This is a genomic window from Corynebacterium rouxii (assembly GCF_902702935.1).
GTDB classification, from domain to species: Bacteria; Actinomycetota; Actinomycetes; order Mycobacteriales; family Mycobacteriaceae; genus Corynebacterium; species Corynebacterium rouxii.
The window spans coordinates 2212393-2236430 of the sequence record NZ_LR738855.1; the positions used below are offsets into that span (position 1 = coordinate 2212393).

Below are 24038 nucleotides of genomic sequence, written 5' to 3' on the forward strand. Positions count from 1 at the left end.
GTTAGAGATTCCTGTACGTCCACCCCGCAGCCACCCACGCCGAGCGGTCTACAACACCTCGCGCGTCCACCACCACACCGCCACATCTAGGCGCAGGGCGAGCTTCAGGGATCACGCGGCTAAACTCCGGCCACGCCGTTGCCACCACAATTGCGTCAGGTTCTTGCAGATCAGGTGGCCAATGCCCCACGAGGGGGTCCACCAAACGCACACGAAAACCCGCGGCTTTCAACGCATCGGCCACAGATAGCCCGGGGGAGTCGCGCACATCATCGGAGCCTTCTTTAAACGTGGCACCCCATACATCTACCCGCGCGCCTGGCGGGCACAGGTTGGCCACGAGTTCACCGGTGCGTTCGCGCTGCCGCAGATTGGTGGCGTCGATAATGCCCAACAGCTCCGCAAGATGCGTTGCCTGATAATCGCGGGCACTAGCCGCCAAACCACGCACATCCTTAGGCAAACAGCCACCACCGTAGCCCAAACCTGCGGACAAATACTGAGAGCCGATGCGCGGATCAAGTCCCATCGCATGGGTGATTGTGCCGATGTCTGCACCCGCGGCACTGGCAAGTTCCGACAGTGCATTAATGAAACTCAGCTTGGTAGCCAAAAACGCATTAGCCGCAGACTTTGTTAACTCCGCCGTGGCCAGATCAGTGGTGATCACGGGGGCGCTAATACCCGCGTAAGCACGCAGAAGCGGCTGCGGATCCGTGCCACCGATCACAATGCGATCAGGGTGCAGCGTATCCGCCACCGCATGGCCTTCGCGCAAAAACTCAGGATTCCACAGCAACCGGATGTGCGGAAACTGCTGCAACAAGCGTATCGACGTCCCCACCGGCACCGTCGACTTGCCCACCACCACCGGGTGCGGCGCAAGCGCAGCGATAGTCCCTACTGCCGCAACAACAGCGCTCACATCCAGACGCGCCTGGGCAGAGGGGCCATCGGTGCTCGGTGTTCCCACGCACACAAAATAGAGGTCGCAATCGCGAGCACGCTGCGGATCATCCGTCCACTCAACCGAATTCGCCGCTAGAAGATCCGCCAGACCAGGCTCAGAAATAGGCAACCGGCCTGCGGACAACTCCTCCACCCGCGCAGCGTCAGTATCAACAGCCACCACCTCGTGGCCAAGGTGCGACATACACACAGCATGCGTAATACCTAGGTAACCCGCACCGAAAACCGCAATCCGCATGGGACTACCGGAAGTTGAGATATGCCTTCGACGGAGTAGGCCCGCGCTGACCCTGATACTTCGAGCCCAGCGCATTCGAACCATAAGGAGCCTGCGCCGGCGACGTCATCTTAAACAACGCCAACTGCCCCACCTTCATCCCTGGCCACAACGTGATCGGCAAATTAGCAACGTTAGAAAGTTCCAACGTGATGTAACCGGAAAAACCTGGATCAATAAAGCCCGCAGTGGAGTGCGTGAGCAAACCCAACCGGCCCAACGACGACTTGCCTTCCAAACGGCCAGCAATATGCGCAGGAAGAGTGAACTTCTCCAACGTAGAACCCAGCACAAACTCACCTGGGTGAAGAACAAACGGCTCCCCTTCCGGAACCTCAACCAAACTTGTCAGCTCATCCTGCTGCTGTTTCGGATCAATATGCGTGTACTTAGAGTTATTAAATACGCGGAAAAGCCGATCCATACGAACGTCAATCGACGATGGCTGAATCAGGTCGGCGTCGAAAGGCTCAATGCCCAACTCGCCAGCATCAATAGCGGCACGAATGTCTTTGTCGGAATACAACACGCCGTTTAGTGTACGCGATGGAAAGTGCTATCATAGTGACGCTACTGAAAAATAGCGCTGCCGATGTAGTTCAATGGTAGAACATCAGCTTCCCAAGCTGAATACGCGGGTTCGATTCCCGTCATCGGCTCATTTTTAACTGGTGTTCTTGGGGCTGGCCACTGCTACATCTTCGAACTCAAGAACGCGAAAACCCAAGGGCGGCATTTTGGGAAGAAATTCGCGTCCTTGGGTTTTTGCGTTCTCGGATTCGAGTTCGTGTTCTCGGAGAGCCACGTGAGCAATTTTTGTACACGTAGGCCATTTCTTATATCTCCGACCTGCGGAAACGCTACACATACAAAAGTTATTGCACAAAAATTGCTCACGGTGCCCAGCGCAGACGGATTTCTCTGTGCTTTGCGACTTCACATTCAGTAAAGTTTTCGAGTCATAGGCCGGTCATTCAAACATGAACCAACGAAGGCCCCCTCTAACGACGAAGTAGACTAGCAGCAACTGGCGCACCTGATTTCGCTAATGCGTCAAGTACATCATCAATTGTTCTTGGAGGCATTCTGAAAGCAGCAGCCGTATACGTGATTGTTTGATGAACGCTAGGTCCAAATAAATCTATCTGGTTGCAAAGAAACTCGTCGGAGCTTTGCGCCTCAATTCCGTATTTATCTAAAACAACGGCAGGAAAATCCTTCTTGTTTTCCGTAACAATCACTTGAGCCCCCGTCCTAATCGCTGCAGCTAAAACATGACGATCATCTTTGTCTGGAAGCGACAATTGTGGAATGAGCCCTTCGTAATCAGTGACAAGACAGTCATCCACTGCCTTACACATTAAATAGCGCGTCCGATCTAATTTTTTCGGGTCAATATCCGGACGATGTGCCCGAAGATTACGAAATACCTCGTCAAGGATCTCCTCCGTCCAACGAGCATGATAAATACCAGTCCCAGCGAGGCGAATAAGAACATCACGCAAAATGCTGGGATAAAGTACATTCGCATCGTAGATCACGGTAAATCCGGTCATTCGTATAAACCCAACTCATCCGTAATCAAGGCAAGATCATCAGCTGCCTGACGTCGTTCAATGTCCCGTTCATGCTGATAGCGGTGCACATCGGCGGCATATATACGGCGATGTGTGCCTACCTTATGCCCAGGCAAAACTCCCTCGTCCATCAACTTGACGATATGCGGACGGGAAACATTAAGTAAGTCCGCGGCTTGTTGGGTAGTGAGCTCGGCATGCATAGGGATAACCCCAACAGATCTACCTGCCGATGAGTTAGCTAAGACCTCACGGAGCACAATCGCAACATCACGAGGCAAAAGAATCACATCATCATTTCCTTCTACAGCAACCTCAATATTTTCCTTCTCGGGCACTTTACTCAAGACAGTATTAAGCCGCTGCAATGCTTCCCTTGCAGCAGATGCAGATTCGACAGGTGAGTTGAACGTTCGCTTAGACATGGTTTCACAATAACAGATAAACGAAATAAACGAAACGGGATGCTAGGTCAAAACTGAGCGAAAACCTCCACAGGCAAACACATGCGAGCCAAGCCTCTATATATAACAACCCATATCTGTATCTCGGACATCCCGACGCTCTACATCTCACCATGCAGTTAAAATCTAGTCAGATTAGATAGCTACCCAAGGGCGATATCCATGAATGATAACGATCGCCTCACAATCAACGGCGGGTTTGGATATAGGACCAAACTAGTTTTTTAGAGCATACTTTCTCCAAAGGAACGCTGTATGGAATTTCAGGGCCAAACGGTTCCGGAAAGCCTACTTTGCTTTAAAACCCTAGCTGGGGAAATTGAGCCAATCAGCGATTACGTGACTTTAGGAAAGCAACCTCCTGGGACTCTAAAGAACTCAACCAGAATACGACTAATAGATTCACCCACTTTTCTTCCAGATCTCTCCATCCGTGAGCATTTACATTTGATGGGAATGCCAAAAAATCCAGAATCATTTAATGCTTTTGCCCCTTGGAAACTCGACGAGATCTACGACCATCCCCCCCCTTCTTGGCTGTCCAACGGGCAGAAGCAACGAGCGTTTTTATGTGGCCAATTGCAATCACCAGCTGAATTTATGCTATTCGACGAGCCAGAACGTCATCTTAATATTTCTTGGCTTAATTTTACGCGATAGTTCAGCTCATTACACGTTTCTCTACAGCTTTTCACACGGGGATCGCTGTGACGATTATTGGAGCTCCTTAGTTAAATACAGTTCCAATCTAATGCCCGCCTTAGAAGGCCGAATGGCAAATGGACTTTATTTTCCGTTATTAATAATTACCGTGCTTCTATCGCCATTTACTCTTGAGAGGTATATTCCTTTACAAGCAACAACACATGAGATCAAGTTATACAAAACTGAATCCCTTAAATGCTGTCTTGTCCTTACCTTTGAATCGTTGATTCAAATCATATGTTTCGGTTGTTTTACAGCACTACTAGCTCCAACAAAAATAGCTGCACTTGCCACTCTAATATCGATAGTAATTCGGTTCTTTATAGAATTTCAACCATGGAGGCTGTCGAAATTAATTGAACCTGAACGAAAACAAACTGCAGCGTTCGCACCCCTCTTCATCCGAGACAGCGAGCTTGTTTCACACGCAACCGCCCAAGCTAACCTTTCGTGGCCACGTACCAAATTCGTGCTACGCATACTTCCACTTCCTACCAAGCGGCTACTGAGAAGAAATTATCTAGTAGTTTTTTCGATTCTGAGTATTTTATGGAGTACATTAGTTTCATACCAGTCACCTATAGCGGCTTCCATATTGCTTCTCATTAGTCAGACTATTGCTGAAGCAGGAATTATTCGATGCTTTCGATTTGTTGACTATCATCAACGTAACAAATATTTAGAATTATTTATCGCTATTCTTTTAGGGCTAATATTTGCTCCGGCGTTCACCCTTTACACTGGAATTCCGATACTATCTATGCAAACTCTTTTGTTCCCCATGGGCAATCCTACGGGATATTCGTTCGATCGTTACCCCGAAAAGTTGTCGGCAATAAATATATCGTGACAGGATTTGGATTAATTTCTTTACAAACGATTAAGTACTATTCTGTTGGTTTCAATATCTCGCTGCCCTTATTATGCTTTTCACTCATGACTGTCACGAATTTATGAGAAGATTCGATTCCCGTCATCGGCTCATTTTTAACCGGTGTTCTTGGGGCTGGCCACTGCTACATCTTCGAACTCAAGAACGCGAAAACCCAAGGGCGGTATTTTGGGAAGAAATTCGCGTCCTTGGGTTTTTGCGTTCTCGGATTCGAGTTCGTGTTCTCGGAGAGCCACGTGAGCAATTTTTGTACACGTAGGCCATTTCTTATATCTCCGACCTGCGGAAACGCTACACATACAAAAGTTATTGCACAAAAATTGCTCACGGTGACATGTCAACCTTATTAGGGTGTTGGATTCGACCGCGTACTTTCTACCGGCGCACAAACCACATTGACCACCCCTGATTTCGCCGTCACCACAGTGTTGTTGGTGCTATGTGCAGGGGTGCTCAACTGGGCACCAGCAGTCTCTCTTGTGCCGCCAGGGGGTACGCCACTCGATCGCCCCGATTCTCTTATCGTCCCAGCGCTTGCCATCGCACTTGTCGGTGGCGCGTGGCTGCAACGCCTCGTTCGCGCAGCGATTGTCGACGCCGCCGCGCTGCCCCACGTCCGCGCAGCGCATCTCGCCGGACATTATTCAGCTGCCGTGGCATGGCGCATGATCTCGCTTCGCCGACCATCCCTACGCAGCATTAGCACCACACTGCTGTGGCTGATATGGGTATCTGTCCTGATCGCGGCCATCGCTGGCCCCGCCGTAGCCACGATGTTAGGAACACCAGACCCCAACGAAACGATGACGCGTTCTTTCGACCCGCCATCCTCACTGCACCCCTTAGGAACCGACCGCCTCGACAGAGATCTACTAGCACGAATGCTCAACGACAACATCGGACTCGTTATTCCCCCAGCCATAGCGGCGCTGATCGCCACTGCGATCGGGCTAGCGCTGGCGTTGGTGACGTCGATAAGCCCCGCGTTACGCGCCAGCACCCGCTCCATCATCGCAGACATCGGCATCCGCTTTGTCACCGTCGTATTTCTAACCGCCACCGCGGCCTGCTCCGCATTGCTCCTAGAGCAGCACACTGGAGCCCGCCGATGATCAACCTCACCATCACAAACGCCACCATTACCGCAGGCAGCACTACCCTGCTGGCACATGCCTCCCTGCATGTTGCCGCCGGGCTCGACCCACTGCGGCTACCAGCACGCAGGCTTCGTGAGCTGCGCAAACGCTGCGCCTACGTGGATCAAGATCCCGGCGCGGCACTACCACCTAGGTATTCTGTGCGATCGATCATGCGCTCGCGGGCACCACTATCGGATGCACAGATGCTGAGCCTTCTTGCCGATTTTGGGTTGGATGGTGTTGCCGGCATTCTTGATCGCTGGCAAAACGTCGGTGATTCGGTGCGTGTTGGGATTACTTCCACATAGTCGCGGCAGCATTGTTTTCGACGGTACCCCTGTGGCATCGAGGCTTGATGAGCTAGAGTTGCCGTGTCGTTGTTACGTTCCCCAGAGCTTTTGCTTGCCGACGAACCCACCTCGGCACTCGATTCGCATAGCGCTCGTTCTGATAGATTTCCTCGCGGTCGTGTCCACTTGGCGGGATCACATTTGCGGTGGGTCCATGGATGCGTGCGACAACGGTGATGGGATCGGATTGGGTGAGTAGTGCGGTACCAAAAGTGCAGCTGGAGTCTCGGGTGCGAGCGATGGATTGTTTGACCAGAAGTTGTAGTTCCCGAGTAAGCATAATGACATTTTATGTAATGCCTTTTGCATATATTTATAAGTTATAAGTATGTAAAACTACCACGATACTTTGACCCCATAGGGCCGTCGTGCGCTGTTGGCGGCCTTGTTGGGAACCATCATTGAGTGGTACGACTACGCTCTCTATGGTGCCGCTGCCGCCGTCGTGATTGCCCCGCTCTTTTTCGAGTCATCCGCAGCTGGTGGACAACTTGCTGCTTTTGCCACGTTTGCAGTTGGATTTGTCGCCCGCCCACTAGGCGGTGTGGCCATCGGACACATTGGTGACCGTTTTGGGCGCCGACCTGCAATGATCTTGAGTGTTTTGATGATGGGCGTTGCCACTGTCGGCATTGGTTTGCTCCCCACTGAGGCCACTATTGGCGTTGCGGCTCCGGTACTTCTCGTATTCTTCCGCCTGATTCAGGGCTTGGGTGCCGGCGCAGAACTTGCCGGTGCGATGACAGTAGTTGCCGAGTTCGCTCCTGCCGCTAAGCGTGGACTTTTCACCTCGTTGGTTTTAGCAATGCCCCCAGCTGGCATTGTGCTGGCTACTGCGGCGTTCATGGGGGCGTCGTCAGTAGGCGATGAGGCCTTGTTGGGTGGCGTTGGGATTTTTGTCCATCACCGGCCACAACGCACTGAACTATGCGATGGCCGTGTTTGCTAGCTCCTTTATGACCTCCAATGTTGTGGGCATGGCCAAGTTTGATGCGCTGCTCGCAGTCTCTGCTGGCACCTTGGTCGGTGTTGTGGCTACCCCGCTGGGCGGGCTTGCCTCGGACCGCTTCGGTGCCGACCGCGTGCTTGCCACCGGCTCATTAATCGGTGCATTTTATGCAGTGCCCTTCCTGCTGGGTTTGCAAACAGGCAACGCGGTTATCGCCGCACTCACTGTTGCTTTTGGCTACGGTGCTGTGGTCTCGTTGACTTCCGGAAGCCAGGGCGCTTTCCTTGCCGGATTGTTCCAAGCGCGTGCGCGTTTTAGCGGTATTGCACTGGCACGGGAGACCAACGGTGCTCTTATCGCCGGTTTCACGCCTTTTGTACTTACCTGGATTCTGCATGCCTCGGGTGGAAACGTGCTGGCTGCTGGTGCCGTGGTGTCGGCTGCGCTGCTGGTGTCTTTTGCCTCGATCATAGTAGCCATGCGCCGCTAAAATTTAACAGCTTTCCCACAGCTTGCACCCAGTGGAATTGAAACGGATATGCGTTATTGTCTAAACGTTAAGTATTTCGGTTAACCTAACTAGCCACCCGTGGGTGGCAGGGGCTATCTCAAACAAAGGGACGCTGTGAAAGTGAAAGACATAAGCAAGGCTGCAGCTGTTGTGGCCTTGCTTACTGTGATGTGGATTGTGCCTGCTGTTGCAGGCCAGCTTGGCGATCGCCACGATACGGAGATGTTGGATCAAGGCGAGGTAACGCTGAGCTCTGGTACTACGTCGGTAACGTTGACTGCCCCCGAGGGCTTCGAGCGCGTTGTTGCTAATAGCGATTCCAGCATTGAGTTGGTTCGCGATGATCACCATGTGTATTTGAAATTGTCTTCCGGCGTGGAGAATCCAGACGCTGCGATTGAGCGCGGCCGTGTTATTTTGAACCGCACTGTGGGGGAAACGTCGTGGAGCGGTAAGGACATTACCTCAGGCGATGGTTCATTGTCAGGTAAGGCCTGCACTGTGCACCTGAGGGAAGTGGCACCGTGTGCGGTTGTGGGCGCTTCTGATGTGATCCTTACGGTAGTTTCTGCATCCGAGAGAGGGCGTATCGACGTCTCCGTTGATCCTGCCCAGCTTCTTTCTTCGGCAAAGGTGGAGTCATGATATCGACGGTGAAAAACTCTGCACTGGCTTGGACGCTCGCGGTGTTGAGCGTAACGGCGGCAGTGGTCTTGCTTATGCGACTTCTTCACACGGCTGTGGAGATCCCCGTGGCGGCGGCGGCGTCGACAGGCATTTCTTTGGGTTTTGGCCTGCTGTTTCTCTGCGTGATTGTGGCATTGGATCGCACGAAGCTGCACAGAATGGCCGGCACGAAGACCATGTGGGCTTGGGCTGTTGTGGCCGGTGGACTCATCGGCCCCTTGATTGCGATTTATTCCAACGATAAGTTCGACTTTGAGATCATTCGCGTCAGCGACCCGGAGACGTACCGCGCTTGGGGCGATGCGGTCTATGGTCCGCTGGTGGAAGAGTGGATCAAAGGTGTTCTCGCTTTGGCCGTGATCTTATTGTTCCGTGAGCGAATTGTGCGCCCGACCCAAGCGTTTTTCATCGGCGCTTTTACTGGTTTGGGTTTCCAAGTGACGGAGGATATTTGGTATGCCATTACCTCCGCCTATGTGGACGTCAATAGTGATCTTTCCGGTGGCGTGGCGTTGTCGCTGGTGCGTGGCCTGTTTGGCCTTATTTCGCACTGGACATATACCGGTGTTGTAGCGGCTGGTTTGGCATATCTTCTTGGCGTGACGTTCCATTCCGCAAACGGCGCTCCACCTCGTCGGGGCCGTGCGATTGTTCGTGCGATCGGTTTGTGTGCGCTCGCCTATTTGACCCATGGTCTGTGGAATTCCCCATTGACGTTTGGCTTGCCTGCAGTTGCGACCACTGCTGCTAAGTTGGCGATCTCGCTTACTGCGTTCGTGATTTTCTACGTGTGGTTAATGCGCCACGAGAAGCGCACGGTTGTCTATGCTCAGCCGCCGAAGGTAACAGAAGCCTAAAACCGGATCCTAATTTTATTCACACTTAACTACATCTTTTTTCACTACTGCCCGAGTACAGCAAAAGCGCTGCTCGGGCAGTATTTTCATTAACGTCAGTCCCTTATTGCAATCCCGCCTACCCCATCGTTTCAGGATTGACATACCAAGCTGTCTAGTGTTGATTTGTGGCCAAGGCACACCCCCTCCTGGAGCCCCGGACGAGGCGAGGTAGCCGCAAAACACGCAGCAATGCGATGTTTTATGCGCGCTCATAACTCCCTATCCCGGCGCGCATTCGATGTACGAAAGGCTCCACACTATGACGAATTCACCGATCTTCCATTCCACCGTCACCGGCGTGCCACGCATTGGCCCGAACCGCGAATTGAAAAAGACCCTTGAGGCTTATTGGAAAACGGGCAGCGCTGATGATGCTCAAAAATTATCCGATACCGCCTACACTCTCAACGCGGACATCACAGAGCGGATCCTCAGCGAAGGCCTCGACCAAGCGCCCACGGTAGGCCGTAGTTTTTATGACGCGGTGCTTGACACCTCAGCGCTGTTGGGTGTGCTACCTCAGCGTTTTAGCGATATCCCCGACCATGAGGGCCCGCTACCGCGCCACAGCGACACGGCTTTTGCTACCGCCCGTGGTACCGCTTCCCAGCCGGCCTCGGCAATGACCAAGTGGTTTGATACCAACTACCACTACATTGTTCCGGAACTAGCTGCGAACACCACGTTTAGGCTCAACGCCACCGATCTTCTTAACGACCTCGCCGCAACCCCTCAAAGCCGGCCCGTATTTGTCGGCCCTTTTACTTACCTCGCGTTGTCGCGTACCTCGGATGGCTCCCAGGCGCTTGATCACTTAGAGGCTGTGGCGCAGCAATACGCGGTGCTTCTCGACGCCCTCAAGCAGCGCGGTATCGCCTGCGTGCAGTTCGATGAACCGGCGCTCGTCACCAATGTCGATCCTGGCCTACTGCCCCGAGTACGCGCGGTGTACCAAGAATTAGTCAGCCACGGCGTCCCCCTAATCGTCACCACGTACTTCGGGGACGCTACGGTGTGCGTCGAAACGCTCAGCGGCATTGGACTTGCCGGATTCGGCGTTGATCTCGTTACCTCTCCTGGGGCACTACCTGCATGGACCGGCGAAGAAACCCTCGTTGCCGGCATTGTCGACGGCCGCAACGTGTGGCGTACCAACCTCGACCAAGCGCTCGGCACCCTCCAAAAGCTGAGCGAGCGCGGCCCCGTTGCGGTAAGCACCAGCTGCTCCCTGCTGCACGTCCCCTACACCATCGCCGGCGAAGACCTCGCCATCTCCGATTGGCTCGCCTTTGGCTGGGAAAAAATCCATGAGGTTGGTGTGCTCGCCCGTGCGCTGCGCGGCGAATCCACCGAAGCCGACCTCGCGGACTTTGCGGCTTCCCGCGCTGCCGCCGCTGACCGCGCCGCCTCGCCACTGATCCACAACCCACACGTGCAACAAGCACTGCGTGAGGTCACCGAAGCCGACCGCCACCGCGAAGCAGCTGACCTCCGCAAGAAAGTGCAGGCAGAAACACTAAACCTACCGCCGCTTCCCACCACAACCATCGGATCGTTCCCGCAAACCCCGCAGATTCGCCAAGCACGCGCCCAGCTGCGCCGCGGAGATATCTCCGCCCAGCAGTACCACGACGCCATGGTCGATGAGGTCAAGCTGGTGATCGCCAAGCAAGAAGAGCTCGGCCTCGACGTCCTCGTCCACGGCGAACCAGAGCGCAACGACATGGTCCAGTACTTCTCCGAGCAGCTCGCAGGCTACGCCGCCACCCACAACGGCTGGGTGCAATCATATGGTTCCCGCTGTGTGCGCCCACCGATCATCTTCGGTGATGTGTCCCGACCAGCACCGATGACCGTCGACTGGTACACCACCGCCGCCGGATTAACCGACAAGCACGTCAAAGGCATGCTCACTGGCCCTATCACCATGCTCGCGTGGTCCTTCGTCCGCGACGACCAACCGCTGGGCACCACCGCCGACCAAGTGGCCCTCGCACTGCGAGCAGAAATCGCCGACCTCGTCGCCGCAGGCGCACAGATCATCCAAGTAGACGAGCCTGCCATCCGCGAGCTCCTCCCCTTGCGCGTCGAGCAACAGCCGGCCTACCTCAAGTGGGCGGTTGGGGCATTCCGTCTGGCCACCTCTGGGGTTGCGCCGGAGGTACAGATCCATACCCACATGTGTTACTCGGAGTTCAACGAGCTCATCGACACGGTTGCAGACCTCGACGCAGATGTCACCTCTATTGAAGCTGCCCGCAACGGAATGCAGGTGCTCGCAGCGCTGAAGGAGGAGGGCTACGAGTTGGGTGTCGGCCCAGGTGTGTGGGATATCCATTCCCCACGCGTGCCCGCCCAGCAGGAAGTCGACGAACTGCTGGCCAGCGCGCTAACCTCCGTAGATCCTCACCTGTTATGGGTCAACCCCGACTGTGGTTTGAAAACTCGTGGGTGGCCGGAAACCCTAGCCAGCCTGCAGGTATTGGTTTCCGCTGCCATTAAGGCCCGCGCCCAACTGGTCTAGTTGATAATAGCTGGGCACGTTGGCGCTGGTCAACGCCACTGAACCGCTCAGCATCAACATGTACCTACCGGGGTTGCCCGCGTTACGCCACGAGTTCGGCATCAGCCAGTTCGACGCACAGCTGGCCGATTACCGACGCCCGTGGCCGGCGCCGGCTATTTTTTTCATCGGCACGATCGTGCTTGCGATAGCAACCTTGTTAAGCGCCCTCGCACCCCACGCATGGGTGCTCTATCTTTCCCGCGCGGCCATGGGTTGGTCCGGAATTAGCCAAAGTATTCTCCATCCTCATGGTCTTGAGCAACGTCGCATCTCTCCTTGCGGCAACAGGAGTGACCATCATGGGGAATCGCACCACCGCTCGCAGCCGCCACTATGATGTCGGTCACCGTGGTGATCACCGTCGTGGGCTTGGTACTAGCGCTGCGCTCTGCTTAGAAGCTCGACGATCCACCTGCTCCACTAAACCCAGAGCTAAACGAGGTGTTAGCGCTCGAGGAGCTTGCGCTTGCAGCCTCTTGGGCTGCAATGTTGTCGGTGTGCCAGGTAGACATGATCCAAAATGGCACAAAGTTGTTCATGCCATAGCCTGGGCGGTAGCCGGACTCGTAGATAGCTGGTGCCGCCAACGTAGTGGCTGTGGACTCCTTAACATCAGAGAACTGCTGCTTGCGCACCTGCTCCAATACCGTCTGGTAGGACGTCAGGATTGTAGCGTAGCGGTCAAGGAACTGCGGGGACTCCGGTGTTGCTTTCAACGCAAGCAGTTCGTCTTTCAGCCGTTCCACCTCGCGGCTTAACGCCGAGATCTTAATTTCCCCAAGGGCTTCCAACATGTCCTTATACAACGCGTCGGCTTCGCGGACTCTGATCACCGCATCCCCGTTTTCTAGGCGGAAAAGGGTATCGATGTTGCTCTCGGCATAGCTGATCTGCTCGGCGGTTTCCCGTGCCGTCGAGATCTCATGCGACTTAGAGTAATAGTCCGAATCGGTCGCCAAGTTGCCCAAGGTATCCACGCTGTCGTGAATACGCAGGAAACGATCACGCACATCAGCCCACTGGTTGCGCAGGGTGGCGTCGACAAGCGGGGAGCTCAGCGAATGCGCACGAATATCGATGGCGTCGAGACGCTGCGCCAACTCGCCGTACTCCCGCGACACCACATCCATGTTGTCACGAGCCTGCGCCACAATCCGCGACTTTCGCCGGCGCATAATACCCACAATGCCCGCGATACCAAACCCGCCGCTGGCAGCCCCAAGACCACCGCCTACCAGCGCCGTCATCCGCTCATCGACGGCAGAATTGTACTGCTGCTCTTCGAGAGCATGAACATCAACCGCGGTGCGCAAACCATTGCTCAAGCCCGCAGGAATATTGCCGTCTCTCACACCCGGTTTGATCGCATCCAAAGACTGCTCCAGATGCGCACTTTCACGCAGATCAAAAGCATCCGCAACATCATTACCAGCAAAAATAAACGCCTGGCGAGGATCAAGGCCCACGCCAACAATGAGCACCCCATCAGTGAAATAATCCTTGCCGATCAAATCTGGACGCTGATCGCGCAGATAATTTTCCACTGTGTCATTCACGTTCTCATCATTGGTACGAAACACAATGTAGTGCACCTGCTTAACTACCTGGGCGACCTCAATGTTGTCGGTATTGCTCAACAACCGCCGCTGGTCCTCGGCGTTGAGCACACCATCGCGATCATGGATCTCCACAGCAACACTATGCGAAGGGAGATACTGCTCTTGATTGCTCACAATGTAATTTTCACGCTGTGGGTTAGGAATCGTCATAGCCACAGCACCTGCTGCCACACCACCAGCGAGCAATGTTGCTAGCGCAGTAGAAGTCACAATGGTGCCAACACTCGGCTTAATCGCGGATTGATCGGTCATGCTAGCCAAGGATAGCTGCGCAGGCGAGCACAAGCACCATCATTTCCAGCACACCAATATCTTTTGCCTTCCACACTCGCAGCCCACGACGCTGCACAAAGGGCAACGCCCACGCGCGTACCAGTGCAACCAGCAAAGTCACAAGCGATAACCAGATAAAAACACCACCGAGGGTTTCACCGCCTAGATGTCCGGTTGTATTGGCGTATATCACCACCCCCATGGCGACGATAGCCAGAACGTGATACCACAAGGATGCATACCAAAACCTTGTGTTGGAGCGTTCCCGAATCAACGACTTGACCACCATGATGGTGCCGGTGAAATACAGCATCAGAAAACCAGTGGCGATATTTAATCCGCCGATAAGCACCGCGTAAAGCAGTGCCGACGCCACCGTGGTCGCCGCCCCCGACAGAACGGAACGCGGGCGCTTGTTATACGTCTCGTACACAGCAACACCCACCAAGGGTGCGAAGTAGAGTGCCCAGCGGATTAGCGAGGGGTCGACGCTTAACGCCACCGCGCACATCACCACAGAAATACCACCGTAGACCAGCAGGGAACGGGTGTAATAGGCGCGTCGATGAGCGTTTCGACGCGCCTTTACCCACATACCGAACGCAAAGAACGCGCAGTAACCGCTGAACCAAGCCACAACGACCGGCACCAGCACGGCCACCGAGATATGCCCCCATGCTTTAATGCAGCCAAGGGCCGCTGGGGTAATAAGCATGGCCCAAGCGCCATGTTGATTAGGGATGACCAAGCGTGTCGACGTCGAATGTGGCATGACCCCTAACCCTACGCTCGCCTTAGGAACAGGTCACGATAGGTGACGGGTCATACACCGTGGTCTTTGTCTCACGAGAGATCTCCGAACCAGAAAGCGAACGAATAATACGAGTATCGCTGGTGGTAAAGCCCTGAGCACCCGAAGACGCGGCACAATCCGGCCCAGAGAGCGTGATCGGACGCGGTGGCGTGTAGTTCCAACGACCACCATTAATCGACTCCACATTCACCGTTTTCACACCAGTGAGCTGCACCGTTACCGAGCCGCCACCGGCAGAGGTGACAATGCGAACAGGATACGGTGAGGTGTTTTTAAACTGCAGATCAATAGCACCCTCAAACACGGTTGCCTCACGTCCCGCAGGATAACGCGAGATGTAATAGCTGTGCGCGGTATGGGCAACATCCTCCATACCAGCGAAGTAGGCGGCGTTATACAAAGTGGTAGCGAACTGGCTAATGCCACCGCCAACGGCCTTGTCCGAGTGTCCGTTGAGAATAATGCCGGACTCCACAAAACCCTGCGCGGTTCCACGCGGACCCGTGTAACCGTTCAGGGAGAACGTATCGCCTGGGGCCACGATGGCACCGTTGACCATTTGGGCAACGCGTGCGATGTTAATGCCGGATGCCTGAGAATACCCTCCAGTGGTAAATTCGCCGACTACTTGGTCAAAGGTCGCAGACTCTGCCTGCTCGGTGGTAAAGGTTGCTGGCTCATCGGTGTACGCCACATCAAAGGTGCGGCCGTCTTTACCGGTCACACGCTTATCAAAGTGCTCCAGCGTCTTGTCCCATTCGATTCGCACACCATCCTTGTGCGGGATCACGGTCTTGGCCGAACCTAAGAATTGGATGTCGGCGTTTCTCCGCTGTACCTCGGTCACATTGAGCGTCTCATTGAGAATCGCACGTGCGGCATCGGTGTTCACGGCGACGCGGAACTTCTTACCATCGGGTTCAAAGGTGACTACCTCGCCCATGCGCGTGGGCTCAATAACACCATCGATTTTGTCGCGGCCATGCGCCACGATGGGACTGCTCACCGCGGCTTCTGCCGCAGGGCGTGCCTCTTCAACAGCGGACTCACCGATACGTGGCTTAGTCACCTTCGGGTCAACGCTTACTCCCTCAGGGTGTAGCCACGAGGAGACAACAGCCTTATCTAGCTCTTTTTTATCCAGCTCTTGGCCGTTAACAGCTGGAATGACTTCCACTTTTCCGTCGGTAAGACGAATAGCGGCATCGGCGGGTGCTGGGCTGAGCTCTTTTTGTACGCGCTCTAGCTCAGGGATGAGCTTAGAATCATCGCGCTCGGAGACAATCTCTACCTCATGAGTAGTAAAGAAGCTGCTCAGACGGGTAAAGGGGTTGGCGGATTGCTTACCGGCAGCGCGGATTGTCTCGTTCCAATCCACGCTCAGTCCTGCAGCCTCTGGGGAGAAAGTAGCTGTGCGCTCGCCAGCAGTGACGGTGACCTGATCGGTCAATTTCAGTTGCTTTTGCAGGGTGGAGATGGCATCTTCTCTGGTCATTCCACCAATCGCGATGCCACCCACAGTTGTGCCACGAGGCACTTCGCCTTGCGACGTCACGTAGTCAGCGCCGTATGCGATACCGCCGAGAACTCCCAGCCCTAGGATCACACCCGCACTAAACTTGGCTACTTTCTTAGAACTCACCTGACCCAATTTAGTGCACACAGGCCCTAGCCTGCGACTCGCGCAACTGAAGCCTTAAACTGTTCAACCGGATAACGCCCCTCTGATACCGCAGTAACAGTGGCATCAATGGCTTCGACCAAGCCCGCAGTACTTACCCACAGTGCCTGATCAGCACCCGCTGCTAGAGCTGCTGGTACCGCCTGCACAGTGGGCATTAATGAGGTAACCGCACCCATGGTCAAATCATCGGTGTAAATCACGCCACTAAAAGGTTGACCACCAGGATACGAGCCGGAACGCAACAACTGGTACGCAGCTGGATTGATCGTCGACGGAGTTTCTGGAGCACCCAACCCCGGAACAATCATGTGTCCTACCATCACGCCTGCACCAGCGACTGGCACCTTGCCATACGGGATCAGATCGAGCTTTTCTAGCTCAGCCAATGGTGGGGTGTGTACCTGTGCGGTGTGCGAGTCGCCGCTAGCACGCCCATGCCCTGGGAAGTGCTTGAGTACGGGACGCACCCCGGCATCAGACATTCCTTGGGCGAATGCGGTGGCGTAGGTGGCGTCGATAAGCGGATCGGGGCTAAATGCGCGATCCCCAACCACTTCAAGACCGGCTTCAATATCGACCACCGGCGCAAAGTTCACATTAATACCATGTGCGAACAAGGAACGACCCATGTCATAGGCCATTCCGCGCACCTGCTCTGGGGTCATGGTTTGCGCCATCACCTGCGGGGATGGGAAATCGCCCAGGATCCCGCGGTGACGTAGCACGCGGCCACCTTCAAAGTCGATGGCCACAGACAGCGGACGCCCCGCTATTCGATGCAGCTCCGCAATATCGCGACCTGGGGTGGTCAAGATCTGGGGGTCCGTTCCCGAACCGATAAAAATTCCGCCGGCACCTTGTTGGATAGCAAAGAGGGCATCGTCGAAATTGCCCACGCCCACCATCATCAAGCTGGCGGCATCCTTGCGCAGCTGCACTGGGTCTAAGGCAACAGCCTGCGGCGTTGACGACGTTGCCGACGAGGGCTGCTCAGACTGCGACGCAGTAGTAGTTGAGGTAGTAGAGCTTGGCGCAGCCTGTTGCGAGGAGTCCTGCGAGCAAGAGCTCAGCATGCTGGCGGCAACAACGGTGCCAAGAATCAGCGAGGCGGGTGTGAAAACGCGGCGTAGGTTATCCATTACCTATCTAGTAAACCACGCTAGAGTAGTGCGCATGGCCTTTGATTCCGATTCCTTGAACCGACGCACCCTTGGACCGGCAGTTGCCAGCGCTGTTTTAGGGATCGCACTCGGCGTTGTTGCCGTAATCGGCGCGTCCATGTTGGACTCCTCACCACAAGGAACACATGTCAGCTCTGACGATGCTCTTCTAGGCGACCCAGAATACGGGTCCCGCAACTAAATGCCACACCTCCTAGGCTGGATGCTGGCCGCCCTCTTCAGCTTCCTACAACCGTGGGGACTTATCGCAGCCGACACCAAACACGATCTTGTGGCTAATCCCCGCCAGTTTCTTGGCGGCGCACTCCACGCCTGGAGCGACACGTTCCCCTTGGGCCAAGTACAAAACCAAGCCTATGGGTATTTATTTCCCCACGGGCTTTTCTTCCTCATCACGGATCCGCTACCGGATTGGGTAGCGCAGCGCCTGTGGTGGACCATCGTGCTTGGGGTGGGATATTCCGGCACCCTGATACTGTTACGTCGTCTCCTCCCCCAGGCCTCCGCCGTAGTCATAATGCTTGCCGCCGGCGCCTACACACTGTCGCCTCGTATCCTCACCACGCTTACAACGATTTCCTCGGAAGCCTGGGTGGTAGCCCTCGTCCCGTGGATACTCTGGCCGCTTATGCGTCAGAACTTAAAGCGCTGCCACGTGGCGGCGTCGATAAGCGCCGTAGCATTTTTAGGAGCCGTGAATGCCACCGCCACCCTAGCTGCCTGCGTACCCGCTGGCCTCTACCTTCTTTGCCACCGACGCTGGCGACACCTGCTGCTATGGATTGGCGGGGCGATAGCAGTAAGCCTGTGGTGGATCATCCCGCTGCTGGTGCTGGGACGCTATGCGCCGCCGTTTACCGACTACATCGAAAGCGCGGCGGTCACCACACATTGGCTGAGCATGCCTGAAATCCTGCGTGGTACAACCAGTTGGACTCCCTTCGTCGACATAGAACGCACCGCCGGCCACGAGCTCGTGGCCAATCCGGTCCTCATCGTGTGCACGCTGGCGGTCGCCGGCCTCGGCATGATCGGGCTACTTCGCGCGCCACGATGGTGGACGCTCCTGTTTTTCACCGGCGTGCTCATCATGGGCGGCGCGCACCTTTGCACAGGGCTTCTCGACGGCCCCGGCGCGGCCCTGCGCAACATCCACAAGTTCGATCCCCTCGTGCGTTTACCACTGGTTATTGGCTTGGCCTACACGCTTCATTCCCTACAGCTCAAACGTATTCCGGCTGCAGTTCTTGCTGGGTTGGTAGTACTTGGTTCGGTGGCTCCTGCATGGTCGGGGCAGTTGCTCCCCCAAGGGGCCTACCGTGAAGTGCCGCAGTATTGGAAGCAGGCAGCGGAGCTAATTAATCGCGAAGGTGCTCATACCCGCACGCTGGTGCTGCCTGCGGCAAATTTTGCGCGCCAAACTTGGGGATGGACGCGCGATGAACCCTTGCAGCCGTTGTTGCAGGTGCCGTGGGTGGCGCGCGACGCGGTGCCGCTGGTACCGCCGGAGGCCATCCGCGGACTTGATGGTGTGTTGAGTGCTGTTGATAAAGGTGCCGTGGATCATCTCGGTGATCAGTTACGAAGAATCGGCGTAGGCATCGTGGTCATCCGTCACGATCTCGTGGCACCACACAGTGGGGACGCGACCTTAACCATGATGCGTTCGGAGTTTCCCGACCTAGAGGTGCACACGTTTGGTTCGGGGAAAGAGCGTGTCGACGTAGCCATCCTTGACCGCCAGGCCCACGGGTATCTCACAAACAAACTCACCCGTGTTGCCGGTGGTGGTGAGGCATTAAGCCTGCTTGGCCCCGGTGATTTTATCCTCAGCGACTCCGACGCAGAGATCGTCACTGACACCCCGATGTTGGCCGCCCGTAATTATGGTGCCGCCCGTCGTGCGATCTCGGCGCCGCTTGCTACCGAAGCTGAGGGCAATGACGTAGGTAACCCCGTGCGCGATTACCCATCGACTGCTCGCCCCACGCGCATAGTAGAACGCGGTGGGCACGTAGTGGCCTCGTCATCGGCCGCAGACGCTACCGCTTTTGGTGGGGCAGACCCCACAAGATCCATCACCGCAGCCGTTGACAACGACCCTGATACCGCATGGTTTGCAGCTCCAGGAGATCACCATCCGTGGCTTGAGTTGCAGGCGGAATCTGCCAACCCCATATTAGTTTTACGCACCACCGGCCGGGCCGAAAATGTACGTATTTCCAGCAATGGTGCTTATATTGAGCGTTACATTCGTCCTGGAGTTCCAGAGACAATCCATGTACCAGGCGGAGCGACGGATCGTGTACGTATTCAGGTAGCTCCTTTAGTAGGCATTGCTTCTGCGCAGCTTATCGACGCCCCCATCACTCGGATCCCTACTGTCCCCCCAGCAGGAATAAATGCGCATACTTTTATTTTTCAAAAAGTGATGATAGATACTGGTCTACTTCAACGTCGGTTTTCAACTCGGCGCAGCATTAATGCTGTGGTTTCTTCTTCTCACTGCGAACGCGACATCATTATCGATGCAGCTAAATACCCGTGTGGGCACACAGTACAGTTATCTGCGGGAGACCATGAAATTACTACTCGTGCCGACTGGGTACGGCTCGAAGCAGCCCATGCGGAACAGGTAAATAGTGGCAAGTCAAGGATCTTGGCAACAACCCAAGCAGCCAATGATGGGATGCGAGCCTTCATCGGTGGATTGGAATTGGAACCAGTTACTATCAACGCAGGTAGTCAAGGCTTTATCATCCCCGATCAGTTATCGGAGATAAACATCGATGACATTCAACTGAGCTTTGCTGGCGAACAGCCTTATCGCTTAGGTTTATTAGTAGGATTTATTATTGCGATAGCCACAATTGGGTGGTGCATATCTTCTTGCTTTACGCAAAATAAGCACCTGGAACAATTAGAAAAGGTTGACACAAACTCACCCAATTTACCATTGCCACCGTTTCTACTGATTCCAACTTTAGGTTCGGCGGCCGTACTTACCAGCTGCGGCTGGTTAGGACTACTCATAGCTGCAACAACTGCATTTTTATGCAGACTTAACTATATTCGTTCTGTTGAAATTATCGCCGTATGCAGTGTTATTGCGGCTATGTGGATGGCGCGCGCCCCATGGCCCAGCGATCACTACACAACCGCAACACAATGGGCTGCTTTTATCATCTCAGCAGCACTTGGGGCGTTATTTGTTAACGGCCCAAGATCGCACGAAGCGGACCACTAAGAAGAAAACCCGCAACTACTGTAATGAGACCAACGACTACACCAACAACCGGTAATACCCAGGAAGGCAGGCCCTTTTGCGCAGTATTGCCTGGATCTGCATTTTCTTCCTGCTGCTGCCCCAAAGACTGATCCGCCGATTGATCTTGCTGCATCGGCTCTTTTTCGTCTTTAGAATTAACTACCGTGACCGTAAGTTTGGCACTACTCCCTGATTTTAGAAAACCACTAGTGTAGAGCGATAAATCAAAGTGATGCTGCCCAGGGGTTGCATTAGATTTGGCTTCTACTGTCACATTTCCGGTAAAAGGATCAACGGTCGCTATAACACCTTGGTTGTCATTATGAATGACTACTTGATGCCCCTCTGGGGTTATCCATATGGTGCTGCTTCGAGGAATCGGCTGCGCAGTATTTAACACAGTGACTGTGCTACCAGCTTTGACCATTTTATCCGTCTCATAGACTGGTTTATACCCTTGGCTTACTGCACTAGTCTTCTCAACCGATGGAGATGGAGCTGCTTGAGCTGGTACTGAAAAACTAGTTACTGCAGTAGCAACGGCACAACTTATGGCTAGGAGCGTGCGCGAACTTTTTCGAACGTTCATCTAAAGGGTCCTATCGATAAATGAATTAAGAACGCTGTTCTTAAATGAGAGAGTAGAGCCTTCACCCCACTGAAGGACTCCCCAATTGTTTTAGTAAACAAATCAAACGCTTGCGTCATCTAAGTCGACTCATTAGCGCTGATCCGTTGTTGATAAAAGGCCTTAGCCCTGCCTGAGTGACCACATCGCACCGAATTAGAATGCTAGCAATCAGGGCGATGTCTCAACATGAAACCTTGGTGGCAGAAATTAGCGACTCAAGCCCAACAACGCACGGAGAGGGCCACCGGCAAAGAAGCCAGCTACAAGAGCGATAAGACCAGCGACAACACCGACTACTGGAAGAAGCCAAGAAGGAAGGTTCTTCTTGTTTTCTGTCTTAGTCACTTTAGTAACTTCAGGAGTAGAAACGTTGGCTTGCTCAGCAGATGCTGGTACCTCAGTCACGTCTTTTTCTCAGGCTCAACTTTCTGAGCAGGAGCCTCTACTTTGGCATGATCTTCCGTTTTAACTTGATCTTTAACACCCTCGGTCCCCTTAGACACTACAGACCGTGACCCTTTTTCAGAATCAGAACCATTTGGACGGCTAGTAGACTCGTGTTTTTTAGATTCCGCTTTGTTTTGAGACTGATTTGAATGAGCAAGTTCTTTGCCAGAACCATCTGCGCTCATTACCTCAACGGTAATTTTTTGTCCCAACGTAGAGACGACATACGGACCATTGTAAACATCAATATCAAAGTCGTGCCTACCCAAAACAGCAGAGGAAGACACTTTTATGTCCAAATAGCCCGTCTGCGGATTTACCTTTACCGTGACGCCTTTACCATCATCTTGAGTTGAAACAGGATATCTTTCAGTGCTGATTTTAGCGGAATATCCCTCAGGAACTGGCCCTCCCCCATTGACGACTAGTCGCCCTTCACCCCTAGCAAGTCTCACTAAATGGGGATAGCTCACTTGGTAATTTTTCTTTGAATTAGCGTCGACCACAAGATCCTTTTTCTCAACGGCTTGCACAGGAACAGCAAACCCAGCGGTCGCAGTAGCGATAACACAACCGAGGACGATAGCAACGCGTGAGTACTTGTGCGCGTTCATATAAAAGGGGTCCTTTCAACAAAGATGAGGCGCTCGATGATCGTGCCTTAAGTAGAGTTGACGTCTAGCCCTAAAGCTGATGTAAAGGTAAGTGTAGGCTAAACACTAACATACTTCGGTTGTGGAAATCTAAAATTCTTTTAAAGTTCCACAACCACCAACGGGTTTCATATAGGGAGAAATCATTACCGTTATTCACAAAACTGTGCAGCTCAGAACACCAGTGTGCACTTTGAAAAAGTTTACAGAATTGTCAATGAAGAACTTAAAGTACTTCAACAAAACCTCTTAACACCACAGGCAACGTCACTAAAAATCAATGACAATCAATGCCCTTGCAGGCACTCAAGGCGTAACATAATCGTAATTATTATTCTCAGAGCAAAAATTATGATTTTTCACGCAAAATAAGTAATTGGGTCCCTGTGATATTCACCGAGATCACATAAATTAGCCTTTGTTTTCCAAAAGTTCGTAGCTCACCCATGCCACCGCAATGCTTGCTCCAGCACAAAGCACAAAGACCACACCCGTGTTACTGGAGAATATTTCAAGTTTAGTTAATTCAAAAAGCACGGTTAATACTGGCAAGTGCCAGAGAAACAGGGAATAGCTCCAGCGGCCAAGGTTCAGCATGGGGGGGCGTGATAAGTAGCCGATTGGGCAAAGATCGGGGCGCGCCCCAGATACAGGGGGCGATAATCAGCGCTGCGAACACAGTGCCAGCTGCGATTTTTCTGATAAATTCCGCCGGCGTGGGGTGGATCAACCCGAGGGGGCCGTACCATTGTAGCCCTGCCAGCCACGCTACTGCTAGCGCGGCAAGCCACCAGAGCCAGCCGTGACGGATGATCCATCTGCGTTGTTCCAGTTCCGCAGCGCACAGTCCGACAACAAACCACGGGAGGTAGGACATGGGCCAGAGTTGGAAGTTGATTCCTCCCCACACATCGGTAGGCCAGGGGATGGCAGCCCACCCAAAACCTACTAGTGCAAGACCAAGATAGCTGGGGATTTTATAGCGTTGTGGTATGCGAATGAGCAGGGGTAAGAGCAGGTAGAAGGCTACTTCGACGCTGAGCGACCAAAGGTGAGTCAGCCCGCCGGCAAGCGCGTGGGGCAGGTAGATCTGGGTGAGTGCGAAGGTGGCCAGAATGGTGTACCAAGGGGTACCGAATGCGTTGGGGAGCAGGGTAAAGACGATGGCACAGCATGCCCAGTAGGCGGGCAGGATGCGTTGGGCACGGCGTCGATAGTAGTGCTTATGGTTGCCACGAGCGAGGAGGAATGCGGAGAGGGCGAAGAATACGGCGACGAAGAAGTCGAATCGGGCCAGTATTGCGCCAGCCGGTGTGCGTTGGTCGAGGCCTGATTGAAATGCCGCATGGGTAGCTAACACGCCGAGTGCCGCCACGGCGCGTAGCCCCTCTAGCTGGGGCAGGAACCGTGGCGGTCGCGAGGTTAGGTACGATTGAGACACTCCCACGGATCCTAGTCGAAAGTTGAGCACACAAGGGTGAAG

Annotated in this window: 20 protein-coding genes, 1 tRNA gene and 4 pseudogenes; 11 read left to right on the plus strand and 14 right to left on the minus strand. The window is 54.1% G+C overall.

Going from position 1 to position 24038, the window contains the following annotated elements; translation table 11 throughout:
- Position 1: 1 nt before the first annotated feature.
- On the minus strand, positions 2 to 1207 hold the full coding sequence (locus CIP100161_RS10815) for a UDP-glucose dehydrogenase family protein (RefSeq protein WP_155874304.1): 1206 nt from the start codon (positions 1205 to 1207) through the stop codon (positions 2 to 4).
- 4 nt (positions 1208 to 1211) lie between these two features.
- Complete coding sequence (gene dcd, locus CIP100161_RS10820) at positions 1212 to 1775, minus strand: dCTP deaminase (protein WP_004567256.1); 564 nt, start codon at positions 1773 to 1775, stop codon at positions 1212 to 1214.
- Positions 1776 to 1834: 59 nt separating this feature from the next.
- On the opposite strand from dcd, the gene CIP100161_RS10825 reads away from it, so the two are divergent.
- Positions 1835 to 1905, plus strand: a tRNA-Gly gene (locus CIP100161_RS10825).
- A 342-nt stretch (positions 1906 to 2247) separates the two neighbouring features.
- Here CIP100161_RS10825 and CIP100161_RS10830 read toward each other — a convergent pair.
- Positions 2248 to 2802, minus strand: a complete 555-nt coding sequence (locus CIP100161_RS10830; RefSeq protein WP_155874305.1) for a PIN domain-containing protein — start codon at positions 2800 to 2802, stop codon at positions 2248 to 2250.
- Positions 2799 to 3248, minus strand: coding sequence for a helix-turn-helix domain-containing protein (locus CIP100161_RS10835; RefSeq protein WP_155874306.1), 450 nt, complete (start codon positions 3246 to 3248; stop codon positions 2799 to 2801). The genes CIP100161_RS10830 and CIP100161_RS10835 overlap by 4 nt, the downstream gene beginning before the upstream one ends.
- Before the next feature lie 294 nt (positions 3249 to 3542).
- On the opposite strand from CIP100161_RS10835, the gene CIP100161_RS10840 reads away from it, so the two are divergent.
- On the plus strand, positions 3543 to 3947 hold the full coding sequence (locus tag CIP100161_RS10840; RefSeq protein ID WP_155874307.1) for an ATP-binding cassette domain-containing protein: 405 nt from the start codon (positions 3543 to 3545) through the stop codon (positions 3945 to 3947).
- Between the two features lie 1032 nt (positions 3948 to 4979).
- Here the strand turns inward: CIP100161_RS10840 and CIP100161_RS11930 are convergent.
- On the minus strand, positions 4980 to 5120 hold the full coding sequence (locus CIP100161_RS11930) for a hypothetical protein (protein ID WP_174775766.1): 141 nt from the start codon (positions 5118 to 5120) through the stop codon (positions 4980 to 4982).
- A 126-nt stretch (positions 5121 to 5246) separates the two neighbouring features.
- Between CIP100161_RS11930 and CIP100161_RS12615 the strand changes: the two are divergent.
- Both CIP100161_RS12615 and CIP100161_RS10855 read left to right on the plus strand, forming a co-directional pair.
- Positions 5247 to 5552 (plus strand): annotated as a pseudogene (locus tag CIP100161_RS12615) (ABC transporter permease subunit); the annotation flags it as partial.
- 440 nt (positions 5553 to 5992) lie between these two features.
- On the plus strand, positions 5993 to 6331 hold the full coding sequence (locus CIP100161_RS10855; RefSeq protein ID WP_155874308.1) for a hypothetical protein: 339 nt from the start codon (positions 5993 to 5995) through the stop codon (positions 6329 to 6331).
- Positions 6332 to 6383: 52 nt separating this feature from the next.
- Here CIP100161_RS10855 and CIP100161_RS10860 read toward each other — a convergent pair whose 3' ends face one another.
- On the minus strand, positions 6384 to 6653 hold the full coding sequence (locus CIP100161_RS10860) for a hypothetical protein (RefSeq protein WP_155874309.1): 270 nt from the start codon (positions 6651 to 6653) through the stop codon (positions 6384 to 6386).
- Between the two features lie 93 nt (positions 6654 to 6746).
- On the opposite strand from CIP100161_RS10860, the pseudogene CIP100161_RS10865 reads away from it, so the two are divergent.
- From CIP100161_RS10865 to CIP100161_RS10885, 5 genes and pseudogenes are all read left to right on the plus strand, one after another.
- Positions 6747 to 7812: pseudogene (locus tag CIP100161_RS10865) on the plus strand (MFS transporter).
- 141 nt (positions 7813 to 7953) lie between these two features.
- Positions 7954 to 8478: a hypothetical protein gene (locus CIP100161_RS10870; RefSeq protein ID WP_155874310.1), complete on the plus strand. Its 525-nt coding sequence runs from the start codon at positions 7954 to 7956 to the stop codon at positions 8476 to 8478.
- Complete coding sequence (locus CIP100161_RS10875) at positions 8475 to 9377, plus strand: PrsW family intramembrane metalloprotease (protein WP_232053153.1); 903 nt, start codon at positions 8475 to 8477, stop codon at positions 9375 to 9377. The genes CIP100161_RS10870 and CIP100161_RS10875 overlap by 4 nt, the downstream gene beginning before the upstream one ends.
- A gap of 301 nt (positions 9378 to 9678) precedes the next feature.
- Positions 9679 to 11943 (plus strand): 5-methyltetrahydropteroyltriglutamate--homocysteine S-methyltransferase, encoded by a 2265-nt coding sequence (gene metE, locus CIP100161_RS10880; RefSeq protein ID WP_155874311.1) that lies wholly within the window; start codon positions 9679 to 9681, stop codon positions 11941 to 11943.
- Positions 11944 to 11953: 10 nt separating this feature from the next.
- Positions 11954 to 12263: pseudogene (locus CIP100161_RS10885) on the plus strand (multidrug effflux MFS transporter); the annotation flags it as partial.
- A 114-nt stretch (positions 12264 to 12377) separates the two neighbouring features.
- On the opposite strand, the gene CIP100161_RS10890 reads toward CIP100161_RS10885, so the two are convergent.
- Genes CIP100161_RS10890 through CIP100161_RS10905 form a run of 4 tightly spaced genes read right to left on the minus strand, consistent with a single transcriptional unit; the run spans position 12378 to position 17514 of the window.
- Entirely contained in the window at positions 12378 to 13856 is a 1479-nt protein-coding gene (locus CIP100161_RS10890) for a DUF5129 domain-containing protein (RefSeq protein WP_155874312.1), read from the minus strand.
- Between the two features lies 1 nt (position 13857).
- Positions 13858 to 14649, minus strand: coding sequence for a YwiC-like family protein (locus tag CIP100161_RS10895; protein ID WP_155874313.1), 792 nt, complete (start codon positions 14647 to 14649; stop codon positions 13858 to 13860).
- Positions 14650 to 14671: 22 nt separating this feature from the next.
- The gene (locus CIP100161_RS10900; protein ID WP_155874314.1) at positions 14672 to 16354 is read right to left on the minus strand and encodes a VanW family protein; all 1683 of its coding nucleotides are present in this window, start codon (positions 16352 to 16354) and stop codon (positions 14672 to 14674) included.
- A gap of 5 nt (positions 16355 to 16359) precedes the next feature.
- Complete coding sequence (locus CIP100161_RS10905) at positions 16360 to 17514, minus strand: glycoside hydrolase family 3 N-terminal domain-containing protein (protein WP_155874315.1); 1155 nt, start codon at positions 17512 to 17514, stop codon at positions 16360 to 16362.
- A gap of 34 nt (positions 17515 to 17548) precedes the next feature.
- Between CIP100161_RS10905 and CIP100161_RS10910 the strand changes: the two genes are divergently transcribed.
- Positions 17549 to 17737: a DUF2613 domain-containing protein gene (locus tag CIP100161_RS10910; RefSeq protein WP_155874316.1), complete on the plus strand. Its 189-nt coding sequence runs from the start codon at positions 17549 to 17551 to the stop codon at positions 17735 to 17737.
- The gene (locus tag CIP100161_RS10915) at positions 17738 to 20803 is read left to right on the plus strand and encodes a DUF3367 domain-containing protein (protein ID WP_155874317.1); all 3066 of its coding nucleotides are present in this window, start codon (positions 17738 to 17740) and stop codon (positions 20801 to 20803) included.
- Here CIP100161_RS10915 and CIP100161_RS10920 read toward each other — a convergent pair.
- The 4 genes and pseudogenes from CIP100161_RS10920 to CIP100161_RS10935 all read right to left on the minus strand — a co-directional run bounded on the left by CIP100161_RS10920 (position 20769) and on the right by CIP100161_RS10935 (position 24026).
- Positions 20769 to 21413, minus strand: a complete 645-nt coding sequence (locus CIP100161_RS10920; RefSeq protein WP_155874318.1) for a COG1361 family protein — start codon at positions 21411 to 21413, stop codon at positions 20769 to 20771. The genes CIP100161_RS10915 and CIP100161_RS10920 overlap by 35 nt on opposite strands.
- Positions 21414 to 21662: 249 nt before the next feature.
- Positions 21663 to 21860, minus strand: coding sequence for a hypothetical protein (locus tag CIP100161_RS10925; RefSeq protein WP_155874319.1), 198 nt, complete (start codon positions 21858 to 21860; stop codon positions 21663 to 21665).
- Positions 21857 to 22516 carry a hypothetical protein gene (locus tag CIP100161_RS10930; RefSeq protein ID WP_155874320.1) on the minus strand — a complete coding sequence of 220 codons (660 nt, stop codon included), beginning with the start codon at positions 22514 to 22516 and terminating at the stop codon, positions 21857 to 21859. The genes CIP100161_RS10925 and CIP100161_RS10930 overlap by 4 nt, the downstream gene beginning before the upstream one ends.
- Before the next feature lie 450 nt (positions 22517 to 22966).
- Positions 22967 to 24026 (minus strand): annotated as a pseudogene (locus CIP100161_RS10935) (acyltransferase family protein).
- Between the last annotated feature and the right edge of the window lie 12 nt (positions 24027 to 24038).